Source organism: Noviherbaspirillum massiliense JC206 (assembly GCF_000312045.1).
Classification (GTDB): domain Bacteria; phylum Pseudomonadota; class Gammaproteobacteria; order Burkholderiales; family Burkholderiaceae_D; genus Noviherbaspirillum; species Noviherbaspirillum massiliense.
Map to the genome: position 1 here is coordinate 577,459 of NZ_HE978634.1, position 22,493 is coordinate 599,951.

Here is a 22,493-nt window from a genome sequence, read left to right on the forward strand (position 1 = left end):
ATGCGTTGTCTTATTTGCGCAACAAGGGCAATCCAGTTGGTATTGATTCTATGGCGAACGCAATGAAAAAACCCGCGAAATCCACGCTTAACGCAAAAAATGCGAAATCGGCTGCAACTAAACCTGCCTCCAGCAAGTCGATGGCAAAGCCTGCCGTGAAGAAGACCGCCGTCGCCAAGCCCGCAGGCAAGGCGAAATCATCCAACAAAGTTCCGACGAAGACAGTTGCCAAGGCAGCGCCGAAAACGGCCTTGAAAGCGACTGCGTCAACGGCCAAAACTTCATCCCGAGCCACTGCAAAAGCGGCTCCTGAGAAATTGAAAACTCCCGTGACAAACAAGAAAACCGTATTGAAGCCAGTTGAAAAAGCCTCCAGCAAGGCACCGGCGAAAGCCGAAGCCAAGACCGGCATGCCCACAACTGTAAATCAAACTACAGATGCAGCTGCATTGGCTGCAATTGATACATCCAGTTACGTCCTCCCCGCCGTCAAGGTGCCGGGTCGTCGTGGCCGCAAGCCAAAAGACTTTCAGCCGGAAAATGACGAAGTCGCAGCATTGAATGCGGTGGAGCGTGCCGAGCTGAAGGCTGCCGACAAGGCAAGGGCCAAGGACCGCAAGGCGAAGGAAAAAGCCCTGCTCAAGGATGCTTTTTCGTCCGATACCGAGGCATCCGAGGAAGAGATCGAGCAGAGGCGCCAGAAGCTCAAGACCCTGATCAAGCTGGGCAAGGACCGCGGCTTCCTCACGTACTCGGAAATCAATGACCACCTGCCGGAAAACATCGTCGACCCGGAAGCGATTGACGGCATCATCGGTACCTTCAACGACATGGGTATCGCGGTCTACGAGCACGCGCCGGATGCCGAAACCCTGCTGTTGTCCGACAACGTGGCAAACGTTGCCAGCGACGAGGATGCGGAAGCCGCCGCAGAAGCCGCCCTGTCCACGGTGGATTCCGACTTCGGTCGCACTACCGATCCGGTGCGCATGTACATGCGCGAAATGGGATCGGTTGAGCTGCTGACGCGCGAAGGCGAAATCGAAATCGCGAAGCGGATTGAGGAAGGCCTGAAGGACATGATCCAGGCGATTTCCGCCTGCCCGACGACCATCGCTGAAATCCTCGCGGCAGCGGACAAGATTGCCAAGGATGAAATCAAGGTCGATGAAATCGTCGATGGCCTGGTGGATCCGAACGCGCCTGAAGAAACCATCGCTGCTGCTCCTGCCGCATCCGACGATGAGGACGACGACGAAGAGGACGACGACGAGGACGATGAGGAAGAGGAAACCAATACTTCCGGCGCCGCGGCTGGTTTTTCCGCCGAACAGCTGGAACAGCTGAAGCGTGATTCGCTCGATAAATTCGAGGCGATCGCTGTCCAGTTCGACAAGATGCGCAAGGCCTACGAGAAGGAAGGCTACAACTCCAAGCCGTACGTGAAGGCCCAGGAAACGATTTCGAACGAACTGCTCAGCATCCGCTTTACCGCGAAGTTTGTCGAAAAGCTGTGCGACACCCTGCGTGCGCAGGTCGATGAAGTTCGTCATATCGAAAAGCAGATCCTGGATGTCGTCGTCAACAAATGCGGCATGCCGCGTGCTCGTTTCATTCAGGTTTTCCCAGGCAATGAAACTAACCTCGACTGGATCGATGGTGAAGTCAACTCTGAGGAGCCGTATAGCGCCGTCCTCGGCCGCAACGTGCCGACAGTGAAAGAATTGCAGCAGAAGCTGATCGACTTGCAGGCGCGCGTGGTGCTGCCGCTGCCCGATCTGCGCAACATCAACAAGAAGATGTCGGCAGGCGAGATGAAAGCTCGCAAGGCCAAGCGTGAAATGACGGAAGCGAACCTGCGTCTGGTGATTTCGATCGCGAAGAAATACACCAACCGCGGCCTGCAATTCCTGGATCTGATCCAAGAGGGCAACATCGGTCTGATGAAGGCGGTGGACAAGTTCGAATACCGGCGCGGCTACAAGTTTTCGACGTATGCGACATGGTGGATCCGCCAGGCGATCACCCGTTCGATCGCGGATCAGGCGCGCACCATCCGTATCCCGGTGCACATGATCGAAACGATCAACAAGATGAACCGGATTTCGCGTCAGATCCTGCAGGAGACCGGTGCCGAGCCTGATCCGGCCACTCTGGCTGTCAAGATGGATATGCCTGAGGACAAGATCCGCAAGATCATGAAGATCGCGAAAGAGCCGATCTCGATGGAAACACCGATCGGGGACGACGACGATTCGCATCTTGGCGATTTCATCGAGGACAACAATACCCTGGCGCCGGCCGACGCTGCCTTGCATGCGTCGATGCGTGGGGTGGTGAAGGATGTGCTCGATTCCCTGACTCCGCGCGAAGCGAAAGTACTGCGCATGCGCTTTGGCATCGAAATGTCGACTGACCATACGCTGGAAGAGGTGGGCAAACAGTTCGACGTTACCCGCGAGCGCATCCGTCAGATCGAAGCCAAGGCGTTGCGCAAGCTGCGTCATCCGTCGCGCTCCGACAAGCTCAAGAGCTTCCTCGAAGGCAGCTGATCTCGTCAGGGAATTTATCTTCCCTGGAAGGTTGAATCCATGCATCTTGGGACACGGTTACGTGTAGCCTAGCGTGTTCGGATTCGGCAGGCAGGGAAGCAGGTCCATGCGGCTATGGTCCGCGAGCAAGAGATCGGGCCTCTAGCTCATGCCTGGTTAGAGCAGCGGACTCATAATCCGTTGGTGCCGTGTTCGACTCACGGGAGGCCCACCAAAATTGCATATTGAAAAAGGAGGCGGTTCGACCGCCTCCTTTTCTTTTTTGAGTGTCCCGCAGTATTGTTTCTTTTAGACTAATAGCCAAGCTGCAAGAAGGCATTCGATTTCAGGCAACCGAAAAACTGTCCAAGCGCAAATATATTCCTGAACATCTCAGGTGAAATAGGCATTTCACCAAAGTAGGGAATGCCGATGCCCAAAACGTGGCATGTCGTTGGCTATCTGAGCCTGGTTTGCCTGTCCGGATGCGGCGGCAGTCCGGATGATGCCCAGAGTTCGCAGTCGTACGCCCAAGCCTCCATCACGAAATCCGCTACAGAAGAGATCGCCTTTCAAACGGTCGATGCGAACCTCTATTCGGGAATCACGGGCCCTGAGACACATGTCGTACGCGACGCAAACAGCTGGGAAACCCTCTGGCTGGAGCACAAGAAAAACGAAGTGCCACCATCGCCTCATCCCCTCATCGATTTTTCGCGCGAAACAATCCTTGCAGTCTTTCTCGGCGTGCGGCAAACCGGCTGCTATGACGTCAAGATTCGACGCATCTACGCTGAGGATGAGACGGTATTCGTTGAGTATGAAGAAATCAGGCCAGGGCCGGGCGCGATCTGCACGCAGGCACTGAGCGCACCTGCCCACATCGTGGCCATTCCGCGCACGGACCAGCCGACCATACGCTTCATGCGATCCGGGTAGGCAAACTGCCTGCTAGTTGGCTTGCGTCTTATGTATGCATGAGCGCCACACGTCCGGATGGCAATTCACAGCATATGCTGCCAGATCTCTTCAAGGAACCAACATCCCTGGCTGAGCGAAAAGTGGTAGTCCATCTGCCAGCCCGTACTGGATGCCTCTATCACTGCTCGCGTCGGCGTCACTTCCAGCGGCGTCAGCGTCAAACCATAAGAATTGACGTATTCCTGTAGCGGAAGATATTTCATGTCTTCCTGCTTAGTTACCTTGCGCCGCGTTTCAGTAATCTGTTGCTTCCCATCCTCAAGGCTGTACTGATACAGAACCCGGGTGGAAGGATAAAGGGTACGGCTTGTCGCGAAAGCCTTGTCCGCCGAAAAATTCTTGAAAAAGGCGGAAAAATCCTCAGGCCGATGTGGATCACACGCGAAGGTCGACAACGAAATTCCGAGAAGGATGGACGCAAGCGATGCAGAGCGAATATGCATGGAAAGTCCTGAAACTGAGTGATCGCTAACCGGCTAGGGCGGATGGAGTCGAAAAATATTGTCGATCTATCAAAGCTTTCAATATTGATCGCAATCATGCATAAGCTGCACTCGGGCATCACTTTTTTGATCCAAATCGCATATTCTTGGAACTAACGCATTGTTGAAAAGTCAATGGACTCTCAATGCCGATACAAGGCAAGGAAAAAGAGGAAACCATGAAACAGCAAGACCAAACGACTTACAACCCCAATCATCTATTCGATGCACTGATCGAACGCATGGGTCTCAGCAACGACGGCGCCCTGGCGCGCAAGCTGAAGATTGCAAGAAGCCTTATTAATGAAATTCGAAAAGGGCAGCGACCTGTTGCCGGATCCCTCCTCTTGTGGATACAGGAAGCTACGGGAATCACCGTGAATGAATTGCGGATGTTGATGGGGGATCGCCGCCGCAAATATCGCCTCTCTTACGCTATAACCTGAACCATCCTCGACTACGAGACCGACAAAGGGGCCGTTGAAGCCCCTTTTTCATGCGAGCGACTCTGGAACAGAATAATTACTGAACGCAAACGGAAGGCTGAGGGCGCCTTCGGCGCGGCGAAGAGAGCCAGGCCTGCTCATCGCACTTGCTCTTATGTAAGCACAGTCACCTACGTTATAATCGGCGAACTTTTTGTTCGTCCGTCTGAGGGCCTACGAACAAAAACTGGTTTTCCAGGGCCTCTAGCTCATGCTTGGTTAGAGCAGCGGACTCATAATCCGTTGGTGCCGTGTTCGACTCACGGGAGGCCCACCAATAGTTGGCATCATGAGCAAAGGGTTGGCATGAGCCAGCCCTTTGCCGTTTCTGCGTGCCTTAGGGATGCCTGCTCGACATCAGCGTTTGTTCAAGCATGGCGGCGAGAATGTTGGCTTCACCGAACCGGCTCAAGCCAATTAGCGTATTCATGCAGCCGTCCTGCCATTGCCTTGAATAACCTTCGAAATATTTTTGCAAACCGAGGCAATTTTTTTGTTCCTGTCCGGTCAAACGGAACAACGTCGAAAGCGGTCCTGGGCCGCTCCGAACCACACTCAAAAAGCGCCCGAACGCGACTGCTTTGATGCAGGCGTATAATCAGGCTGGTTTTCATCAAAGGTGAGTCGTCGGCACATGCTTCCAGCCGGCACCGCGCAGCAGGAACCGGGAAATTTCCAGCCGGTCTCTCGCAAAAAAATTTTTACTCTCTAATTGTCGTTTGAAAGCCTTGATTCATTCTGCGGATCATGGTCCGCGTTCATCATGCTCATCGCATGGCAGGCTTCTTGAATATCATGTCTGACACTTTGATTGCCCCAGCTTCAACCAGCACGCCCAATGTCCGTTTCGAAGATTTCGGCCTCGCGCCTGAAATCCTGCGGGCGCTCGCCGACCAGGGCTATGTCCATCCTACGCCTATCCAGGCCAAAGCAATTCCCATCGTGCTGCAGGGCCGGGATGTCATGGGGGCGGCCCAGACAGGCACCGGCAAGACAGCCGGTTTTTCATTGCCGATCATCCAGCGCCTGCTTGCGCACGCCAACGCCAGCGCTTCGCCGGCACGGCATCCGGTACGGGCACTGATCCTGACGCCGACGCGCGAGCTTGCTGATCAGGTTGCCGATAATGTGAAAGCCTACTCCCGGCACACCGCGCTGCGTTCCACGGTCGTCTTCGGTGGCGTAGACATGGCGCCGCAAACCGCGGCATTGCGAGCCGGAGTGGAAATCGTGATCGCCACGCCGGGCCGCCTGCTGGACCATGTGCAGCAAAAGACGCTGAACCTGTCGCAGACCGAGATTCTGGTCATGGATGAAGCCGACCGCATGCTTGACATGGGCTTTCTGCCGGATCTGCAGCGCATCATCAATCTGTTGCCGAAGCAGCGACAGAACCTGATGTTTTCCGCGACCTTTTCCCCGGAAATCAAGAAACTGGCTTCCACCTTCCTGAACCGGCCGGTCACGATCGAAGTGGCGCGCAGCAATGCGACTGCGGAAAACGTCACGCAAGTGATCTACAAGGTGGACGAGGATGCCAAGCGCGACGCGATCCTGCATCTCATTCGCGAGCGCAACCTGAAGCAGGTCATCGTGTTTTCCAACACCAAGATCGGCGCGTCGCGACTGGCGCGCCATCTGGAAAAGGAAGGCGTGAAGGCGGCGGCGATTCACGGCGACAAGACGCAGGGCGAGCGCATGGCTGCTCTCGATGCCTTCAAGCAGGGAACGATAGAAGTGCTGGTTGCTACCGACGTTGCTGCACGCGGTCTCGACATTGCCGAACTGCCTTGCGTTATCAATTACGACCTGCCTTACAACGCCGAAGATTACGTGCACCGGATCGGCCGCACCGGTCGTGCCGGTGCGTCGGGCGATGCGATTTCCCTGTACAGCGACAAGGATTCGCGCTTGCTCACGGATATCGAGAAACTGATCAAGAATAGTCTTCCGCGCGTCGAGCTGACCGGTTTCCTGCCGCAACGCTCCGGGGACCGGCGCCCACGCCGCGAAGATGAAGGCGCCGCAACTCCTGGCGGTAGGGCGGCGCAGTACGGGCGCAATGCCTATGCACCGCGCCGGGAAAAGGTCGACCCATGGTTCCTGAAGCCGTATGAACCGTCGGAGCCGCCGACTCCGGCTACCGGCGAGCAAAAGACCCTTCCTTCCAATTCACAAACCAAGCCGCAAAAGGCAAAGGTTGCGGCTTTGCTCGGCGGCATTCCCAAGCGCTGAGCGCTCATTGATCAGCGAACCGCGCGGCCCACGCCGCAACGGCCTGCTTCCAGAAGCCTTCGACAGACTGAACCTGGTCGGAACGCAGGCCAAGGAAGCGGGCTGCTGCATTCAATTCTTCCAGCGGCCGTGCCAGATCGAGTGCCTGCGCACCGGTTTGCTTCGACAGCTTTTCGCCCGCCGCATTGGTCAGGACCGGCACATGCAGGTAACGTGGTGTCGGTAAGCCAAGCAGGCGCTGCAGGTAAATCTGACGCGGCGTCGAATCCAGCAGGTCGGCCCCGCGCACAACGTCGGTTACGCCCTGATCGCCGTCATCGACCACCACCGCCAACTGATAAGCCCAGAAACCGTCTGCACGCTTCAACACGAAGTCGCCTACCTCGGTTGCGAGGTTCTGTGAAACGCGTCCGATCCAGCGGTCTTCGAAGGTGATCTGTGCCATTGCGGGATCAGGAACGCGCAGCCTGTAGGCGCGCGCGGCTTTCCCCGGTGCCAGTCCGGTGCGGCACGTGCCCGGATAAACCGCCGCACCGTCAGGGCCAATGCCGATTCGCGAATCGGCAATCTCCCGCCTTGTGCATCCGCAGGGATACACATAGGGAGCCAGGCGCTGGAATGCCGCTTCATACAAAGGCTTGCGCCGACTCTGCCAGACCACCTCTTCATCCCATTGCATTCCCAGTGCCAGCAGGCATTGCAGGATGGCTTCCGCCGCGCCCGGCATGGTCCGGGCTTCATCGATATCCTCGATGCGCACCAGCCATCGCCCATGGCTGGCTTTGGCGTCGAGATAACTTGCCATCGCCGCCACCAGTGATCCCCGGTGCAAAGGCCCGGTCGGGGAAGGGGCAAAGCGGCCGACATAGGCAGTCATTGATTTCTCCTCAGTACAAAATGGCAGCGCTTCACATGGAGCAGGGGCATGGAATTATGCCTCTTTTGAAATAACGGCAAAGCCTCATATTGCTGTAAGCTCGGGCCGCTGCAGCGAGCCGACAAAAATATTTCCTGAAAGGAGCAGGCATGATCGAATTACGAAGGAGCGCGGAGCGCGGGCATGCAAACCATGGCTGGCTGGACTCGTACCACAGCTTTTCATTCGCCGATTATTTTGATGCCAAGCACATGGGTTTCGGGCCGCTGCGCGTCATCAACGAAGATCGCATCAATGGCGGCGCCGGCTTTGGCACGCATGGCCACCGTGACATGGAAATCATCAGCTATGTGCTGGATGGGGAGCTCGCGCACAAGGACAGCATGGGCAACGGCAGCGTGATTCGTCCAGGCGATGTGCAAAGAATGAGCGCGGGCAGGGGCGTGATGCATTCGGAATTCAACCATGCCCAGGATCGCACGACGCATTTCCTGCAGATCTGGATCGAGCCGAATGTCAGGGGCATCGAGCCAGGCTACGAAGAAAAGCATTTCAGCGAGACGGAAAAGCGCGGGCGTCTGCGCCTAATTGCCAGTCCCGACGGGCAGGATGGATCGGTAACGATCCACCAGGATGCGAAACTGTATGCGGGCCTGTTCGACGGCGAGGAAACCGCGAGGGTCGCCCCGGCTCCCGGGCGGCGCGTCTATGTCCATGTGGCGCGCGGCGAGATTGCCGTCAATGGCATTGTCCTGAAGGCAGGCGATGCATTGAAGGCTGCCGACGAACAAAGCATTGAATTGTCCCAGGGGCGCGAAGCGGAAGTGCTGCTGTTCGATCTGCCGTAATGGCCCATCGCTGGCCGGTTGTCACGGCCTGAATTGGCCAATACGAAGCTGTTTGCGCTGAAGTAAAAATCCCGGCTAATAACCGGGATTTTTTTCATGCATGGGTGATGCGAATATCCAATGCTCAGGCTGCCTGGGCCGGTTCGCGCATCTCTTTCCTGCAATGCGGGCAGGACTTGCCAGGGATGTAATACGGTGACAGCTGCTCGCGCGGCGTCACTACCGCGCGGCAGGCGAAGCATTGCACGGTGGCGGTGGCTTCCAGCTTGGGATTGAGCGCAGTGCGGTAATCGAACACGAAGCAGTCGCCAGTGTAATGCTCGCCGCCCACTTCTTCGAAATACTTCAGGATGCCGCCGTCGAGCTGATAGACGCTGTCGAACCCGATGTTCTGCATATGGATGGCGGCCTTCTCGCAGCGAATGCCGCCGGTGCAGAAAGTCACCACGGTCTTGCCGGAAAGATCATCTTTGTGCTGCGCGATCACTTCCGGGAACTCGCTGAATTTTTCGAGGCGGTAATCGATGGTGTTATTGAAAGTGCCCACATCGACTTCGAACGCATTGCGGGTATCCACCATCACCACCGGCTTGCCGGCATCGTCATGGCCCTGGTCCAGCCAGCGCTTGAGCGTCTTGGCGTCAACTGCCGGCGCACGGCCTTTCTCCGGCTGGATTAGCGGATTCTTCATCGTGATGATTTCGCGCTTGAGCTTGACCAGCATGCGATTGAACGGCTGCCGGTCGGAATAGCTTTCCTTGACTTCGATATCTGCAAAGCGCTCATCGGAGCGCAGCCATGCGAGGAAGCGGTCAATCGATTCACGCAGGCCGGCAAGGAACAGGTTGATTCCCTCCGGACTTAGCAGGATCGTGCCTTTCAAGTCGAGTTCTTCGCACAGCGCGCGAAACTGCGGGCGCTTTTCGACGGTATCGTTGAAGGTGATAAATTTGTAAGCTGCTATGTTGACGTAGCTGTTGTCGGACGGCATAAGCGAGGTATAGGGGTAAGTCTTTGATTTCGCGTAATTATAAACGCTGGCGCAATTGCAGGACGAGGATGCGCGTGTGGCATCGCAATCCTTGGATGCAACCGGTATCGACATTGCTTAGTGGAATAACACTGGCGAGGTAAAATAGTGCAATGACCGCGCCGCAATTTACCCATCTCCGCCTGCATACGGAATTTTCCATCGTCGACGGCCTCGTGCGCATCGATGATGTCGTCAAAGCTGCCGCCAAGGACAGGCAGGCAGCGCTTGCCATTACCGATCTCGCCAACCTATTTGGCATGGTCAAGTTCTACAAGGCAGCACGCGGGAAAGGCGTCAAGCCGATCGCGGGGTGCGATGTCTGGATCAGCAATGACGATGACCGCGAAAAGCCTTCGCGCCTGCTTCTGCTGGTGAAAAATCGCACCGGCTATCTGCAGTTGTGCGAACTGCTAACCAGGGCATGGCTTAGCAACCTGCATCGTGGACGCGCCGAAATCCGCGCCGAATGGCTCGAGGGAGGCAATGCCAGCGGCCTGATCGCCTTGTCCGGCGCGCATTTCGGCGATATCGGCATTGCGATCGACAATGGCAATCCTGCAGCGGCGGAGCGCTGCGCCCAGCGCTGGGCAAAGATTTTCCCTGGTCATTTTTATATCGAGGTGCAGCGTGCCGGCCACCCGAACATGGACAACCATGTGCGCCAGGCAGTGGCGCTGGCAGCCAAACTCGGCCTGCCGGTGGTGGCGACGCATCCGGTCCAGTTCCTGACGAAGGAAGAGTTCACCGCGCATGAGGCGCGCACCTGTATCGCCGACGGCGAGATCCTTGCCAATCCGCGCCGCATCAAGCGATTCAACGAGCAGCAATGCTTCAAGTCGCAAGCCGAAATGGCGGAGCTGTTTGCGGACATGCCGGCGGCTTTGCAGAACTCGGTGGAAATCGCCAAGCGCTGCAATCTGCAGCTCGAACTCGGCAAGCCGAAGCTGCCGAACTTCCCGACGCCCGAAGGCGTGTCGATCGATGAATTCCTGGTGATGCAGTCCCAGGAGGGCCTCAATGCGCGCCTGCTGCAGCTGTATCCGAACGAGGAAGAGCGGGAGAAGGAAAGGCCACGCTACGAGGCGCGCCTGAAGTTCGAAACCGACACCATCATCAAGATGGGCTTCCCGGGCTACTTCCTGATCGTGGCCGACTTCATCCAGTGGGCCAAGAACAACGGCGTGCCGGTGGGGCCGGGGCGCGGCTCCGGTGCCGGCTCGCTGGTGGCATATTCACTCAAGATTACCGACCTCGACCCGCTTGCCTACAACCTGTTGTTCGAACGCTTCCTGAATCCGGAGCGGGTATCGATGCCTGACTTCGATATCGACTTTTGCCAGGAAGGCCGCGACCGGGTGATCCAGTATGTAAAGGACCGCTACGGTAAGGATGCGGTGTCGCAGATCGCGACCTTCGGCACTATGGCGGCGAAGGGCGCGGTGCGCGACGTTGGCCGCGTGCTCGATTTCGGCTACAACTTCTGCGACGGCATTTCCAAGCTGATCCCGTTCAAGCCGGGCAAGCTGGTGACGATTGCCGATGCGATCAATGAAGAGCCCTTGCTCAAGGAGCGCCTTGAGAACGAAGAAGAGGTCAAGCAGTTGCTGGACCTGGCGCAGCAGGTTGAAGGCATCGCGCGTAACGTCGGCATGCATGCCGGCGGCGTGCTGATCGCGCCGGGCAAGCTGACCGACTTCTGCCCGCTCTATACCCAGGGCGGCGACGCCGGCGTGGTGTCGCAGTACGACAAGGATGATGTGGAAGCGGTCGGCCTGGTGAAGTTCGACTTTTTGGGACTGACCACGCTCACCATCCTCGACCGCGCGGTGCGCTACATCAGGCAGCTCGACCCAGCGATGGCGGATTTTGATCTCGCCAAGCTGCCGCTCAATGACAGAGCATCCTATGAACTGCTGACCAAGGCGAAAACCGTCGCCGTGTTCCAGCTTGAAAGCCGCGGCATGCAAGGCATGCTGAAGGATGCACGGCCCGACCGCTTCGAGGACATCATCGCGCTGGTGGCGCTGTACCGTCCCGGCCCGATGGACCTGATTCCGGATTTCTGCCGCCGCAAGCACGGCGAGAAGTTCGAGTACCCCGACCCGCGTACCGAAGGCATCTTGTCTGAAACCTACGGCATCATGGTGTATCAGGAACAGGTGATGCAGATGGCGCAGGTGATCGGCGGCTACACGCTCGGTGGCGCGGACTTGCTGCGCCGCGCGATGGGCAAGAAGAAGCCGGAAGAAATGGCGCAGCACCGCCTGATCTTCCGCGAGGGCGCGGCGAAGAACGGCTTGTCGGAAGCCAAGGCCGACGAAATCTTCGATTTGATGGAAAAGTTCGCGGGTTACGGCTTCAACAAGTCGCACGCCGCCGCCTATGCCTTGCTGTCGTATTACACTGCTTACCTGAAGGCGCATCACCCCGCCGCTTTCATGGCGGCCAACTTGTCGCTCGCGATGGATGACACCGACAAGGTCAAGGTCCTGGTCGAGGATGCGATCGATGTCTGTGGCCTGACACTGCTGCCGCCCGATATCAACCAGTCGGATTACCGCTTCACGCCGGTGGGCGAACCGGGCAAGAAGGCGACGCAGATCCGTTACGGCCTGGGCGCGGTCAAGGGCACCGGCGAGAATGCGATTGCGGCCATCATTGCCGCGCGCAAGAGCGGTGGGCCATTCACCGACCTGTTCGATTTCGTCAAACGGGTCGACAAGCGCCAGATCAACCGGCGCACGATCGAAGCACTGATCCGCGCAGGCGCCTTCGATTGCGTCAACGCCGACCGCGCAACGCTGCTCGCTTCCGTCGGCTTTGCGATGGAATGCGCAGAACAGGCGGAAGCATCAGCGAACCAGGTCAGCCTGTTCGGCGGCGACGACGATGTCATGACGGCCCCGGAATACGTCAAGGTGACGCCATGGACCGATAAGCAGAAGCTGACCGAAGAAAAATCCGCGCTCGGCTTTTACCTCTCCGGCCACCTGTTCAACGCCTATGCAGAAGAAGCACGCAAGTTTGCGCGCACCAAGCTCGCCAGCCTGGAGCCGGCGCGCGAGCCGAAACTTATCGCCGGCGTGATCACTGCGGTGCGCACCCAGATGACCCAGCGCGGCAAGATGGTGATCGTCACGCTTGACGACGCCAGCGCCACCGTCGATGTGACGGTCTACAACGAGTTGTATGACCCGAACAAGAACCTGTTCAAGGAAGACGAGCTGCTGGTGGTGCAGGGCAAGGTATCGGAAGACCGGTTCTCCGGCGGCTTGCGGATCACGGCGGACAAGGTGATGGATATCGCCAGCGCCCGCATCCAGTTCGGCAGGCAGTTCGCCTTGTCGCTGTCCACCCGCGTCGATGCCCTGCAAATCAAGAATATTCTCGAACCGTATCGCTCGGAGTCGGGCTTGCCGCTCACCATGCGCTACATCCAGCAGGGCGTAGGCTGCGAGATCCGCCTGGCCGACGACTGGCGGGTAACGCCGGCCGATGCCCTGCGGCAGTCGCTGATAGACCGCCTCGGCGTGCAAAGCGCGGCAGTGGAATATTAAAGCCGCGAGCCAGGCGCCGGCTGCGTCGTGCGGCCGCGCTGCGCTCCGAAGGCCGCCAGGGCGGCGCACTTCCAGGTCGGCAGCGCAAGTTCTTTCCAGGCTTTGAACAGGTAAGTGCCGTCGGGATGCGGACCGAGCATGAAATCCATGCTTTCCAACAGTTGCCGCATCGCCCAGTTCTCAGACAGAACATCACCTTCTATACGCTCGATGCCAGCCTCCCACGCCATGCAGACAAGGTTGCGCAGCAGTCGCGAGGCGATGCCCATGTGCTGCCAAGCGTCGCCGACCACCACCGCAAATTCGCCGCGCTCCGGATAGGGTTCGGCCACGTATTGCGCCATGCCGACCGCGAGCTCTTTGCCGTTCTCACGGATGACCGCAAGCAGCGTCACGGCGTCCAGCGGATCGGCGCGGGTAAAGCGCGCGAGCATGTCGGGCGTCATTTCATGCACAGGATAGAAGAAGCGGTGGTAACGGCTGCGCAGCGACAGATTGCGAACCAGCGCCTGCATCAGGGGAGCGTCATCCGGCCATGCGGTGCGGATTTCGACCGTCCTTCCATTTTTCAATTGCCAGACATCGCTGATTTCTTCGGCCGAGGACGGCGTTCCGGCTTCCATGCCTGAGCGCAGATCGTCTATCCAGTTGAATGTGCGAGCGGAAAGGTGTTCCACGATGGCCCTCTCATGCGAACAGGGCGCGAAGGCTAGAGAAGGGCGACAAGCTGCGTGGTGCCGAAATGCCGGTCGCCGCGCTCATGCCGGCCTTGCGTTCAAGAAGGAATTCCGCTTCGCCGATCGGCGAGAGCAGCGCGCCGCCATTGCGATCGAGGGTGAAGGATTCGCCGGCTTGCAACACGATATCGCGGAGATCATCGTCCTGCGTCACCCAGACCATGCCGCTCACCGCTTGCACCGTCCAGCCTAGTGCCCGCCGCAGATGGACATAGCGGCGGCCGCGCAGGTGAATCGTGCTGCCGTTCGGATCCAGTTCCATGGCTGCTGTCAGCGGAAAGCCCTTTTCGCTGGGCGCAACGGAAACAGGCTTGTGGCGAATCAGGGTTCTCATGACGACCTCCTTGCTTCGGATGGGAAAGGCAGTTGTCGATCCAGCCTCGATGAAGAACATTATGGTTTGTTCTCAGTTATTTACAATTTGGCAATTTGGAATAACATTGTTCTCATTGGTGAACAATGAAAGATGCGGCAGGAGGAATGCCATGGAACGGCTTGAAGAAATGATGACCTTTGCCAAAGTGGTGGAAACCCGCAGCTTTTCCGCCGCCGCCCAGGCGCTGGGCACATCGAAATCGCTGGTCAGCAAGCACGTGAGCAATCTGGAAAGTGCGCTGGGTGTCAAGCTGCTGCATCGCACGACACGCCGCATGAGCCTGACGGAAGTCGGTGCCGCCTATCACGAGCACTGCGCCCGCATTGCGCAGGAGATTGCTGCAGCGTCTCAGACCGTCATGCAATTGCAGGCCGAGCCGCGCGGCTTGCTGAAACTGACCTCGCCCGTGATCTTCGCTTCCCTGCACCTCGCTCCGGCGCTGCAAACCTTTCTGCAACGTTACGACAAGGTGGAAGTGGAATTGAATGCGAGCGACCGCGTGATGGACGTCGTCGATGAGGGCTATGACCTCGCCATCCGTATCACTGACAAGCCCTCGCCCAACATGGTGGCGCGCAGGATTGCGCCAGTGCGCTGGGTGACTTGCGCTTCCCCCGAATATCTGGCGCGTCACGGCACGCCCCGGACACCGCAGGAACTAAGCCGGCATCAATGCCTGGTGTACCAAGGCATACCGGCCATGCGCAGCAGCTGGCGCTATCTGGTCAATAACAGGGAAGTGAACCTGCATGTTACCGGCAAATGCCGCGTCAACAATACAGGAGTCCTGATCCAGCTGGCGCTGGCCGGCATGGGTATTGCCATCTTTCCCACTTATATCGTGGGGCATCACTTGAAAAGCGAAAGCCTGAAGGAAATCCTGCCGGACAGCATTGCCAATCCGGACATGTCGCTCTACGCGGTCTATCCGCCCAACCGCTATCTGCAGCCCAAGGTCAGAGCTTTCATCGATCACTTGTTGGAACACTTTGGACCGCATCCGGACTGGGACAGGTTTTAGCAAGCGCCACAGTCCGGGCGCCGTGGATGCGATTCCTAGCTGCACCATGCCTTTAACTGGCATAATCGTGCGCCGTGATTACCTTTACCCGCTGCCGGCATTGATGGCTTGGCAATACTTGCTCTGCTGTTCAGACAGGCATGTTTTGCCCTTGCATCCGGCCTTGCAATTTTGCCGCTTGCTCCCGATACCCCACGCCGAAAATTGATGAAATCCTCCTCACACCTCAAGCGCCTTTTCAGAATGCACTGGCCGTACAAGCATCGGCTTGCACTGGCTTTCGTTGCCATGATTCTGACGGCGGCCACCGAACCGGTCGTTCCCTACATATTCAAGCTCCTTCTTGACAAGGGATTCACGGGGACGCCGGCATTTTCCTACTGGATGGTGCCCGTCGCCGTCATCGCGGTGTTTGCGATTCGAGGCGTGTCGACCTTCCTCAGCACCTACATGATGACCTGGGTCTCGTCCAAGCTGCTGAGCGACTTGCGGCAGCAGATGTTCAGTCGCATCCTGGATGTGCCGGCAGAGTTCTATGCCACGCATACGGTGGGTCGCGTGATCAATTCGATCATGTTCGAAGTGCAGCAAATCGTCGAGATGATCACCAAGATATTCACTACCATCGTGCGCTCCTCGCTGACGGTGCTCGGTTTGCTGGCCTGGCTGCTTTACCTGAACTGGCAGTTGACCACGATTACGCTCGTGCTCTTGCCGCTGATCGCCGTCGTGGTGCGTACCACTGGCAAGCGCCTGAAGAAGCTGAACCAGGAGTCGCTGACTGTGAATGCGCAGCTGACCCAGGTGATCGAAGAGACAACCCGGGCACACCAGGTCATCAAGATCTTCGGCGGGCAGGATTTTGAAAAGACGCGTTTCGAACAGCGTGCCGAAAATCTGCGCCGCTACACCATGCGCACGACCAAGACCTTTGCCGCGACCGTGCCGATCACGCAACTGTTGACTTCGTTCGCAGTGGCCATCGTCATCGTGATGGCCCTGATCCAGTCTGAGCATGGCCAGATTACGGCCGGCGGCTTCGTCTCATTCCTCACGGCCATGCTGATGCTGCTGACGCCGCTGAAACAGCTGGCCGACGTCAATGGGCCCTTGCAGCGCGGCATGGCTGCCGTCGAAGCGGTGTTCAACCTGATTGACACGCCGGTGGAGCGGACGGGAGGAAAGGTGCTGACAGGACGGGCAACGGGCCGGGTCGATTTCGTTGATGTCAGTTTTACCTATCCGGGGCAGAAGCAGCCGGCGTTGGACGGGATCAACCTGCATGTCGAACCAGGCGAAACAATTGCCTTTGTCGGCATGTCCGGCGGTGGCAAATCGACATTGGTCAATCTGCTTCCCGCATTCTATTCGCCGACCAGCGGCAAGATCCTGCTCGATGGCGAATCCATTGAAGACATTTCACCGGCCAGCCTGCGCGCGCAGATTGCCATGGTGAGCCAGAATGTCGTGCTGTTCAACGATACCGTAGCCGCCAATATTGCCTATGGCGACAAGCATCCCGATCGCGCCCGCATCGAGGCGGCAGCGCGGGCCGCACATCTTGCCGACACCATTGCCAATTTGCCGGAAAAGTTTGAAACCCGCATCGGCGACAACGGCTCCCGCCTGTCCGGCGGACAGCGCCAGCGCATGGCGATCGCGCGTGCCATCTACAAGGATGCGCCGCTTCTGATCCTTGACGAGGCAACGTCTGCACTGGATACCGAATCCGAGCGGGCAGTGCAGGCCGCGCTCGACGAGTTGATGGTAGGCCGCACGACGTTTGTCATTGCGCACCGCTTGTCGACCATCGAGCGGGCCGACAGGATCGTCGTACTTGCCGGCGGCAGCATCGTCGAGATCGGCACGCACAAGGAATTGCTCCAAAAGCAAGGCGTCTATGCAAACCTCTATCACCTGCAATTTTCAGGAGAAGGAGCGGGCAGTCCGGAGGTGGCGGAACAGGATGCGGTTGCGGAGGCGGAAAGCGCCGAACAACATGCGCGCAGCGGTTCCTGGCAAGGCTGAGACAGGAATGCCTTGACATCCCGAAGAGCTAGCCCGGATACTTTCGCCCGCAACAGAGCCTCTTTACGCACATGTCCCACTTCCAGAAGGTTGCGGTTTATTTCGTCGCTTCGCCACTGCAGTATCTTGCTGCAAGGCGCATTGCCGAGCATTTCGAATCCGGCGCGCGCCAGGTGCTTGTCTGGTACAAGCCGGGGCTGAAATCCATTATCAATGCCGCGGAATGGGATGCCTGCAGCTACATGCCCTGGCCGCGCCTGGAACCGCTGCCCGGCGTATTCGGACGCCACCGGCGCCTGCGGGCGAATATCCGGATGGTAGCCGATCTCGTCGGCAGTTGCGATACCCTGGTCTTGCACAGCGCCGTATTCGACACCGAGGCAATCAACTACTTCCTGCATGCGCTGCCGGCCGCTTCCGGCGCGCAGCGAACGTATGCGCGCATCCTGCCAGATGGCCTGATCAGCATAAGGCGTTATCCGCTCACCATGACAAAGCGCCTAGTCCAGCGCATCCGCAAGCTGCGCCGCCTGTTCGCGCCCGAACTGGATTATCAATGCTTCAGCGGCGATCGGATCGGATCCGATGCGGCGTTCTGTGACCGCATTTATGTGTTGCCAAGCTTGCCCAACGAATACCCGGCTGAAAAAGTGTGCCTGCTGCCGCCATTGGTCGATGCGAGCCATTCATCTCAGGACAGGGCAAAGGGCAATGGGTGGCGCGCATTGGTGATCGGCCAGCCGCTGACCGACACCGGCCTGCTTTCGGCCAGGTATACGGCGGAAGTGACGGCGCAAATACGGGAATGGCTGGCGCAGCAGGGCATTACCGATATCGACTACAAGGCCCATCCGAAGGATCCTGCAAAAGAGCTGTATCAGCCGGACTATCGATTGGTGGATCCGGCTTGTGCCCTGGAAGCCTACATGGCTTCGACGCATTACGATGTGGTAATCGGCGTGCGCTCGTCGGCGCTGCTGTTTGCACGTCAAATTTATCCGGAGTCGGTCAAGGTGCTTGCGTTCGGCTGGGACAGGGTGCGCTTCAAGTCGAAGCAGGAGCAGGCCGATATGAAGAAGGCCTTCTCCGATTGCGGCGTGGAGTTTGTCTGAGTGAAGAAACTTGCCTACCCCAAACCATCCGATTATTCGCTCCACTTGAACTCCAATCGCCCTCATTTCCAGATACTAAAAACATGACCTCCCCTCAGGCCAAGCCCTTTCTCAGCCAAGCGCGCTCCTGGCTGTTCAGTGCAATCTGCTTCGTGCTGCCCATGAAAGCCAGCTACATCTATACCCTGAGCGCGCTGCTTTTGTTGGTCTGGATTGCCGATGGAGGATTGCGCGCCAAGTTCGAAGCAATTCTGCGCTCAAAATTGTGCCTCGCATTCATCGCCTACTTTGGTGTCTACGTCCTGGCGATGTTGTGGACCGAAGATACAACGTCGGGATGGAACATGGTAGGGCGCCATGTGCCTTTCCTGCTATTCCTGCTGTACTGGAGCAGTGCGGAACCCGGATACAGAGAGCGCTATGTTTCCGCACTTCTGGCCGGTTTGTGCGTCTGCGCCTTGCTGGCTTATTACAACTGGATACAGTTGCACTGGTTCCCCGATTGGCCGCGCGGCGTAAAAGTGTTCAAGGATCCGGATGATACGGCCCCTTTCGTGGACCGTATCCTGTACACTCCGATACTTGCGCTAGGGGCTTACTTCAGTCTCCGCCGCGCTGTTTTTGCCACAAGCATGACAGCGCGCATGCTGCCGGCCTTGATTGCCGCCTTCCTGGTGTTCAACCTGTTTTTCTCAGGAGGGCGCGCCGGGACGGTTATGTTCCTGGCGCTCTGCGTTGCACTCGCTTTCGAGCGGATAAAGGCGCGCGGCAAGGCCTTGTTGCTCTGTGTGCTGGTGCTGCCTTTGCTTCTTGTTACTGCATATAGAACGCAGAGCTATTTCGCGGAGCGTGTCGATTTTGCGGTCAGGGACATCAAGGTGTTTCCCGAGAATCCAAATACTTCCGTCGGACAGAGACTTGTTTTCTGGGCCACCAGTATTCGACTCTTTGCTGATCACCCGCTCGGTGGTGTTGGCAGCGGTGATTACGAAAAGGAATATAACCAGCTCAAGTCGCAATACTGGGATACAACCCCCGAGTCACATAATCCGCACAATCAGTTTCTCATGACTGCAGCTACGACGGGCCTGCTTGGACTGGCAGCCTTGTTCTGCATTTTCTATTTCGCAGCTTCCGGAAGCGATTTCCGAACCAGGACGATGCTGCTCGGATTTGCCGTTGTTTGTCTGTTCGAAAGCTATCTCTGGCGTTCCAATACATCATTGGCCTTTGCCGCAGTGCTGGCCGCGCTAGCGGCAGGGAAAACACCGGAATCAAAATCATAGACGGAAACGCAGCGTATGCGGCTTCCGGTTCGTGCAGGGATGGAGCCTGGCGCTGGTCTCAACATCTATGTGTCAGTTGAGGTCTTGAAAATCACCGGACTGAAAGTCTTCAGCAACAGGGAGACCTTGTCTCCCTCGCGCAGTTCGCGCACCTCATCATCTAACGCAATCACCTCGATCATGTCGTGGCCGACCAGTAGCGACACGATGTTTACGACTTCTTCGCGCCGAATCGCCAGCACCTGGGCCTGAAGGCTGAGCTTGCCGGCAAGCCGTTGCTGCAGGAATACCTGGGCGGGGGTGCCGGAGCACATGACGCGGCCGCCTTCAAGCTGCAATATCTGCTGCGAAAGCTTGAACACTTCGCCTATGTCATGGCTGACCAGCAGCGTGGCCAGGCCGAGTCGCCGGTGCAGGTGCAGCAGATCATCCTGCAACTGGCTGCGCAGGTCTGCGTCGAGTGCGGACAGCGGCTCATCCAGCAGCAGCAGGGCAGGCTTCCTGGCAATCGCCCGCGCCAGCGCCACGCGCTGCTTTTGTCCGCCGGACAGGGTGGACGGCAGGCGGTGTGCCAAGGGTGTCAGCGCCATAATGGCGAGCAGCTCATCGATCCAGGCCGAATCCTGTTCTCCCACTGCATAGCCAACATTCTGGCGCACCGTCAGATTGGGAAAGAGCGCATAGTCCTGGAACACGAAGCCGATCGACCGCTTCTGTGGGGGCAGCTTGATGCGACGGACAGAGTCGAACCAGACCTGGCCTCCCACTACGATCCTGCCCTCGTCGGGATCGGTCAGTCCCGCGATCATGCGCAGCAGCGTGGTCTTGCCGGCACCCGATGGGCCGAACAGGGCAGTAATGCCGCCATCTTCGATGTCGACCCGGACATCAAGCCGCAGTCTCCCCGCCGGGCCGTTCAATGTCTTGGTAAGGGCAAGCTCGATCAATTCACTCCGCCTTCTGCCATTTTTTGTTGACGAGATAAACCGTCAGCAGGATCGCGAAGGTCACGGCGAACAACACCAGGGAATAGAAATTCGCGGCGCCATAATTCAGGCTTTCCACTTCGTCGTAAATCGCGATCGATGCCACCTTGGTAATGCCGGGAATATTCCCGCCGATCATCAGCACCACCCCGAATTCGCCAATGGTGTGGGCGAAGCTGAGCACGATCCCGGATAGCAGTGCCGGCTTGATGTTGGGCAGCAGCACGCGGAACAGGGTCACGCGATCGGACTTGCCGAGCGTGCGCGAGGCTTCCATCAAGGAGGGGGAAAGGGCCTGGAAGCCGGCCTGTATCGGCTGCACCATGAAAGGCAGGCTGAAGATGACGGAACCAATGACCAGGCCTTCGAAGCTGAATATCAGTTTCAGGTGCAGCCATTGTTCCAGCCAGTGGCCGAACGCATGCTGGGGACTGAATGCGAGCAACAGGTAAAAACCGAGTACCGATGGCGGCAGCACCAGCGGCATGCTGACCAGCGTCTCGACCACCGGTTTCAGCCGGCTACGGCTATGGGCGACCCAGTAGGCGAGCGGGATACCGATCGCCAGCAGAATGGCTGTGGTGATGGCCGCCAGCCGGAATGTCAGCAGCAGCGGCTGCCAGTCGTAGCTCATGCGCCAGACTCCGGCAGGAGGCTCATTTCGTTGGCTTTCACCAGTCCCTCGGCTTCGTCGCCGACAGCCAGCGCGAGCGCATGGGAGGAGCGGGTGGTAATGATGGACGTGATGGCATGGCCATCGACATCCAGCGTGACCTTGGTCAGCAATTGCCCGCGCTCGATTGCCGTGATGACGCCGGGAAGGCGATTGCGCATGCTGATCAGCCCAGACAGGTTCTTGGCAAGTGATACTTCGGTTTCCTTGAACAGGAGCGTGACCGGCATGCCGGGCAACCAGGAAGCGGCTTCATCGATGCCGCCGACCAAGGTAGCGGTAAAGTGGTGCCGACCTGCTGCCACGTCGACCAGCGCTATGCTGCCCGCAGTTTCAATCCTGACGATCTGGCCGGGCAAGCGGTTCATGGCAGCGCATATCCGTAACGGGCAAAAATGGCGCGCGCCGTTCCGGAAAAAAGAAATTCGTAAAACTGCCGGGCGGAATCCGCTTGCATTTGCTCGCCATGTTTGAGAATGACTGCGCCTTGTGCGATCGGCTGGTAGGAATCGCGCGGCAATTCGATCCATTTCCCCTGGCCGCGCATTTCGGGCGACAGCACTACCGATTTGGCGGTGAAGCCTGCATCCGCCACCCCGGAATGAATGTACTGGTTGGTTTGCGCGATGCTCTCCGCATACACCAGCTTGGGCCTGAGTGCTTCGGCAAGGCGCAAGCGGTCGAGCGCCTTGACCGCTTCGCGGCCATAGGGTGCGGTTTTCGGATTGGGCAGCGCGATCTTGCCGACCGCAGGGCTGGAAAGCAGTCCTTGCCAATTGCGCAGGTCAAGGTCTTTCATGGTCCACAGAACCAGCGTGCCATAGGCATATACCTTGGGGGGACTGGTTGCCAGGCCCGCCTGGTGCAGCTTCTCCGGGAATTCCATGTCGGCTGACAGGAAGACATCGAAGGGAGCGCCGTTCAGGATTTGAGCGGCGAACTTGCCGGAGGAGTTGTAGGCCGGGCGCAGCTCGTGGCCGCTCTCCTTCTTGAACGCATCCTGCAGGTCACGGAAGACATATTGCATGTTGGCTGAGACGGCAACCGTCAGGCTGGCGGCAAGAGAGGGCTGACCAAAGGCGAACAGGCAAGCGAGAAGGACGGCGCCCTGCATGGTGCCTACATAAGGACGAAGTCGCGCCTTGCGCACTACGCATGCTGTGCGGGTAGATAGAGGTAGGTTCTTGAACGCCAACGGGTCGCTTGATGTGTTTTCAGGGCCAAGTTCACTCGGCAGCCTATGCA

20 protein-coding genes and 2 tRNA genes are annotated in these 22,493 nt (G+C 58.1%); 12 read left to right on the forward strand and 10 right to left on the reverse strand.

Annotation, left to right across the window (positions count from 1 at the left end; translation table 11 throughout):
• Positions 1 to 10 precede the first annotated feature (10 nt).
• A complete protein-coding gene (locus tag HGHM_RS23650) occupies positions 11 to 403 on the reverse strand; it encodes a hypothetical protein (protein ID WP_245549142.1) in 393 nt (130 codons plus the stop codon).
• 7 nt (positions 404 to 410) lie between these two features.
• On the opposite strand from HGHM_RS23650, the gene rpoD reads away from it, so the two are divergent.
• The 3 genes from rpoD to HGHM_RS02925 all read left to right on the forward strand — a co-directional run bounded on the left by rpoD (position 411) and on the right by HGHM_RS02925 (position 3,470).
• A complete protein-coding gene (rpoD, locus tag HGHM_RS02910; RefSeq protein WP_245549144.1) occupies positions 411 to 2,552 on the forward strand; it encodes an RNA polymerase sigma factor RpoD in 2,142 nt (713 codons plus the stop codon).
• A gap of 135 nt (positions 2,553 to 2,687) precedes the next feature.
• Positions 2,688 to 2,766 (forward strand) — tRNA-Ile (locus tag HGHM_RS02915).
• Between the two features lie 197 nt (positions 2,767 to 2,963).
• A complete protein-coding gene (locus tag HGHM_RS02925) occupies positions 2,964 to 3,470 on the forward strand; it encodes a protease complex subunit PrcB family protein (protein ID WP_161603761.1) in 507 nt (168 codons plus the stop codon).
• 65 nt (positions 3,471 to 3,535) lie between these two features.
• Here the strand turns inward: HGHM_RS02925 and HGHM_RS02930 are convergent, their stop codons facing one another.
• Positions 3,536 to 3,955: a hypothetical protein gene (locus HGHM_RS02930; protein ID WP_019140007.1), complete on the reverse strand. Its 420-nt coding sequence runs from the start codon at positions 3,953 to 3,955 to the stop codon at positions 3,536 to 3,538.
• A 218-nt stretch (positions 3,956 to 4,173) separates the two neighbouring features.
• Here HGHM_RS02930 and HGHM_RS20455 point away from each other — a divergent pair, with 218 nt between their 5' ends.
• From HGHM_RS20455 to HGHM_RS02955, 3 genes are all read left to right on the forward strand, one after another.
• Positions 4,174 to 4,440, forward strand: coding sequence for a hypothetical protein (locus HGHM_RS20455; RefSeq protein WP_034348666.1), 267 nt, complete (start codon positions 4,174 to 4,176; stop codon positions 4,438 to 4,440).
• Between the two features lie 237 nt (positions 4,441 to 4,677).
• Positions 4,678 to 4,756: transfer RNA gene (locus HGHM_RS02945), tRNA-Ile, on the forward strand.
• A 518-nt stretch (positions 4,757 to 5,274) separates the two neighbouring features.
• Entirely contained in the window at positions 5,275 to 6,714 is a 1,440-nt protein-coding gene (locus HGHM_RS02955) for a DEAD/DEAH box helicase (protein WP_026075649.1), read from the forward strand.
• Between the two features lie 4 nt (positions 6,715 to 6,718).
• Here the strand turns inward: HGHM_RS02955 and gluQRS are convergent, their stop codons facing one another.
• Positions 6,719 to 7,591, reverse strand: coding sequence for a tRNA glutamyl-Q(34) synthetase GluQRS (gene gluQRS, locus HGHM_RS02960; RefSeq protein WP_019140012.1), 873 nt, complete (start codon positions 7,589 to 7,591; stop codon positions 6,719 to 6,721).
• Positions 7,592 to 7,740: 149 nt separating this feature from the next.
• Between gluQRS and HGHM_RS02965 the strand changes: the two genes are divergently transcribed.
• A complete protein-coding gene (locus HGHM_RS02965) occupies positions 7,741 to 8,439 on the forward strand; it encodes a pirin family protein (protein ID WP_019140013.1) in 699 nt (232 codons plus the stop codon).
• 124 nt (positions 8,440 to 8,563) lie between these two features.
• Here HGHM_RS02965 and HGHM_RS02970 read toward each other — a convergent pair whose 3' ends face one another.
• Complete coding sequence (locus tag HGHM_RS02970; RefSeq protein WP_019140014.1) at positions 8,564 to 9,430, reverse strand: sulfurtransferase; 867 nt, start codon at positions 9,428 to 9,430, stop codon at positions 8,564 to 8,566.
• A gap of 152 nt (positions 9,431 to 9,582) precedes the next feature.
• Between HGHM_RS02970 and dnaE the strand changes: the two genes are divergently transcribed.
• Positions 9,583 to 13,029: a DNA polymerase III subunit alpha gene (gene dnaE / locus HGHM_RS02975; protein ID WP_019140015.1), complete on the forward strand. Its 3,447-nt coding sequence runs from the start codon at positions 9,583 to 9,585 to the stop codon at positions 13,027 to 13,029.
• Here dnaE and HGHM_RS02980 read toward each other — a convergent pair.
• Both HGHM_RS02980 and HGHM_RS02985 read right to left on the reverse strand, forming a co-directional pair.
• Complete coding sequence (locus tag HGHM_RS02980) at positions 13,026 to 13,652, reverse strand: GNAT family N-acetyltransferase (protein WP_148415320.1); 627 nt, start codon at positions 13,650 to 13,652, stop codon at positions 13,026 to 13,028. The genes dnaE and HGHM_RS02980 overlap by 4 nt on opposite strands.
• A 64-nt stretch (positions 13,653 to 13,716) precedes the next feature.
• Positions 13,717 to 14,100 (reverse strand): DUF2917 domain-containing protein, encoded by a 384-nt coding sequence (locus tag HGHM_RS02985; protein WP_161603762.1) that lies wholly within the window; start codon positions 14,098 to 14,100, stop codon positions 13,717 to 13,719.
• A gap of 151 nt (positions 14,101 to 14,251) precedes the next feature.
• On the opposite strand from HGHM_RS02985, the gene HGHM_RS02990 reads away from it, so the two are divergent.
• From HGHM_RS02990 to HGHM_RS03005, 4 genes are all read left to right on the forward strand, one after another.
• Complete coding sequence (locus tag HGHM_RS02990; RefSeq protein WP_019140018.1) at positions 14,252 to 15,163, forward strand: LysR family transcriptional regulator; 912 nt, start codon at positions 14,252 to 14,254, stop codon at positions 15,161 to 15,163.
• Between the two features lie 207 nt (positions 15,164 to 15,370).
• Positions 15,371 to 17,191: a lipid A export permease/ATP-binding protein MsbA gene (gene msbA, locus HGHM_RS20460; protein ID WP_148415322.1), complete on the forward strand. Its 1,821-nt coding sequence runs from the start codon at positions 15,371 to 15,373 to the stop codon at positions 17,189 to 17,191.
• A 71-nt stretch (positions 17,192 to 17,262) separates the two neighbouring features.
• Positions 17,263 to 18,303, forward strand: coding sequence for a polysialyltransferase family glycosyltransferase (locus HGHM_RS03000; RefSeq protein ID WP_019140020.1), 1,041 nt, complete (start codon positions 17,263 to 17,265; stop codon positions 18,301 to 18,303).
• 83 nt (positions 18,304 to 18,386) lie between these two features.
• Positions 18,387 to 19,589, forward strand: coding sequence for an O-antigen ligase family protein (locus tag HGHM_RS03005; protein ID WP_019140021.1), 1,203 nt, complete (start codon positions 18,387 to 18,389; stop codon positions 19,587 to 19,589).
• Positions 19,590 to 19,654: 65 nt separating this feature from the next.
• Here the strand turns inward: HGHM_RS03005 and HGHM_RS03010 are convergent, their stop codons facing one another.
• From HGHM_RS03010 to modA, 4 genes are read right to left on the reverse strand one after another with little or no spacing between them, the layout of a single operon-like run.
• Entirely contained in the window at positions 19,655 to 20,536 is an 882-nt protein-coding gene (locus HGHM_RS03010; RefSeq protein ID WP_019140022.1) for an ATP-binding cassette domain-containing protein, read from the reverse strand.
• Between the two features lies 1 nt (position 20,537).
• Complete coding sequence (gene modB, locus HGHM_RS03015) at positions 20,538 to 21,209, reverse strand: molybdate ABC transporter permease subunit (RefSeq protein ID WP_019140023.1); 672 nt, start codon at positions 21,207 to 21,209, stop codon at positions 20,538 to 20,540.
• Complete coding sequence (locus tag HGHM_RS03020; RefSeq protein WP_019140024.1) at positions 21,206 to 21,616, reverse strand: TOBE domain-containing protein; 411 nt, start codon at positions 21,614 to 21,616, stop codon at positions 21,206 to 21,208. Before HGHM_RS03020 ends, modB begins: the two co-directional genes overlap by 4 nt.
• A complete protein-coding gene (gene modA, locus HGHM_RS03025; protein ID WP_019140025.1) occupies positions 21,613 to 22,362 on the reverse strand; it encodes a molybdate ABC transporter substrate-binding protein in 750 nt (249 codons plus the stop codon). The genes HGHM_RS03020 and modA overlap by 4 nt, the downstream gene beginning before the upstream one ends.
• Between the last annotated feature and the right edge of the window lie 131 nt (positions 22,363 to 22,493).

What these genes read in the sequence shown, in the direction of transcription:
- rpoD (WP_245549144.1), top strand. Translation starts at nt 411, where the DNA reads ATGCCCACAACTGTAAATCAAACTACAGATGCAGCTGCATTGGCTGCA.
- HGHM_RS02925 (WP_161603761.1), top strand. Translation starts at nt 2,964, where the DNA reads ATGCCCAAAACGTGGCATGTCGTTGGCTATCTGAGCCTGGTTTGCCTG.
- HGHM_RS02930 (WP_019140007.1), bottom strand. Translation starts at nt 3,955, where the DNA reads ATGCATATTCGCTCTGCATCGCTTGCGTCCATCCTTCTCGGAATTTCG.
- HGHM_RS20455 (WP_034348666.1), top strand. Translation starts at nt 4,174, where the DNA reads ATGAAACAGCAAGACCAAACGACTTACAACCCCAATCATCTATTCGAT.
- HGHM_RS02955 (WP_026075649.1), top strand. Translation starts at nt 5,275, where the DNA reads ATGTCTGACACTTTGATTGCCCCAGCTTCAACCAGCACGCCCAATGTC.
- gluQRS (WP_019140012.1), bottom strand. Translation starts at nt 7,591, where the DNA reads ATGACTGCCTATGTCGGCCGCTTTGCCCCTTCCCCGACCGGGCCTTTG.
- HGHM_RS02965 (WP_019140013.1), top strand. Translation starts at nt 7,741, where the DNA reads ATGATCGAATTACGAAGGAGCGCGGAGCGCGGGCATGCAAACCATGGC.
- HGHM_RS02970 (WP_019140014.1), bottom strand. Translation starts at nt 9,430, where the DNA reads ATGCCGTCCGACAACAGCTACGTCAACATAGCAGCTTACAAATTTATC.
- dnaE (WP_019140015.1), top strand. Translation starts at nt 9,583, where the DNA reads ATGACCGCGCCGCAATTTACCCATCTCCGCCTGCATACGGAATTTTCC.
- HGHM_RS02980 (WP_148415320.1), bottom strand. Translation starts at nt 13,652, where the DNA reads ATGGAAGCCGGAACGCCGTCCTCGGCCGAAGAAATCAGCGATGTCTGG.
- HGHM_RS02985 (WP_161603762.1), bottom strand. Translation starts at nt 14,100, where the DNA reads ATGAGAACCCTGATTCGCCACAAGCCTGTTTCCGTTGCGCCCAGCGAA.
- HGHM_RS02990 (WP_019140018.1), top strand. Translation starts at nt 14,252, where the DNA reads ATGGAACGGCTTGAAGAAATGATGACCTTTGCCAAAGTGGTGGAAACC.
- msbA (WP_148415322.1), top strand. Translation starts at nt 15,371, where the DNA reads ATGAAATCCTCCTCACACCTCAAGCGCCTTTTCAGAATGCACTGGCCG.
- HGHM_RS03000 (WP_019140020.1), top strand. Translation starts at nt 17,263, where the DNA reads ATGTCCCACTTCCAGAAGGTTGCGGTTTATTTCGTCGCTTCGCCACTG.
- HGHM_RS03005 (WP_019140021.1), top strand. Translation starts at nt 18,387, where the DNA reads ATGACCTCCCCTCAGGCCAAGCCCTTTCTCAGCCAAGCGCGCTCCTGG.
- modB (WP_019140023.1), bottom strand. Translation starts at nt 21,209, where the DNA reads ATGAGCTACGACTGGCAGCCGCTGCTGCTGACATTCCGGCTGGCGGCC.
- HGHM_RS03020 (WP_019140024.1), bottom strand. Translation starts at nt 21,616, where the DNA reads ATGAACCGCTTGCCCGGCCAGATCGTCAGGATTGAAACTGCGGGCAGC.
- modA (WP_019140025.1), bottom strand. Translation starts at nt 22,362, where the DNA reads ATGCAGGGCGCCGTCCTTCTCGCTTGCCTGTTCGCCTTTGGTCAGCCC.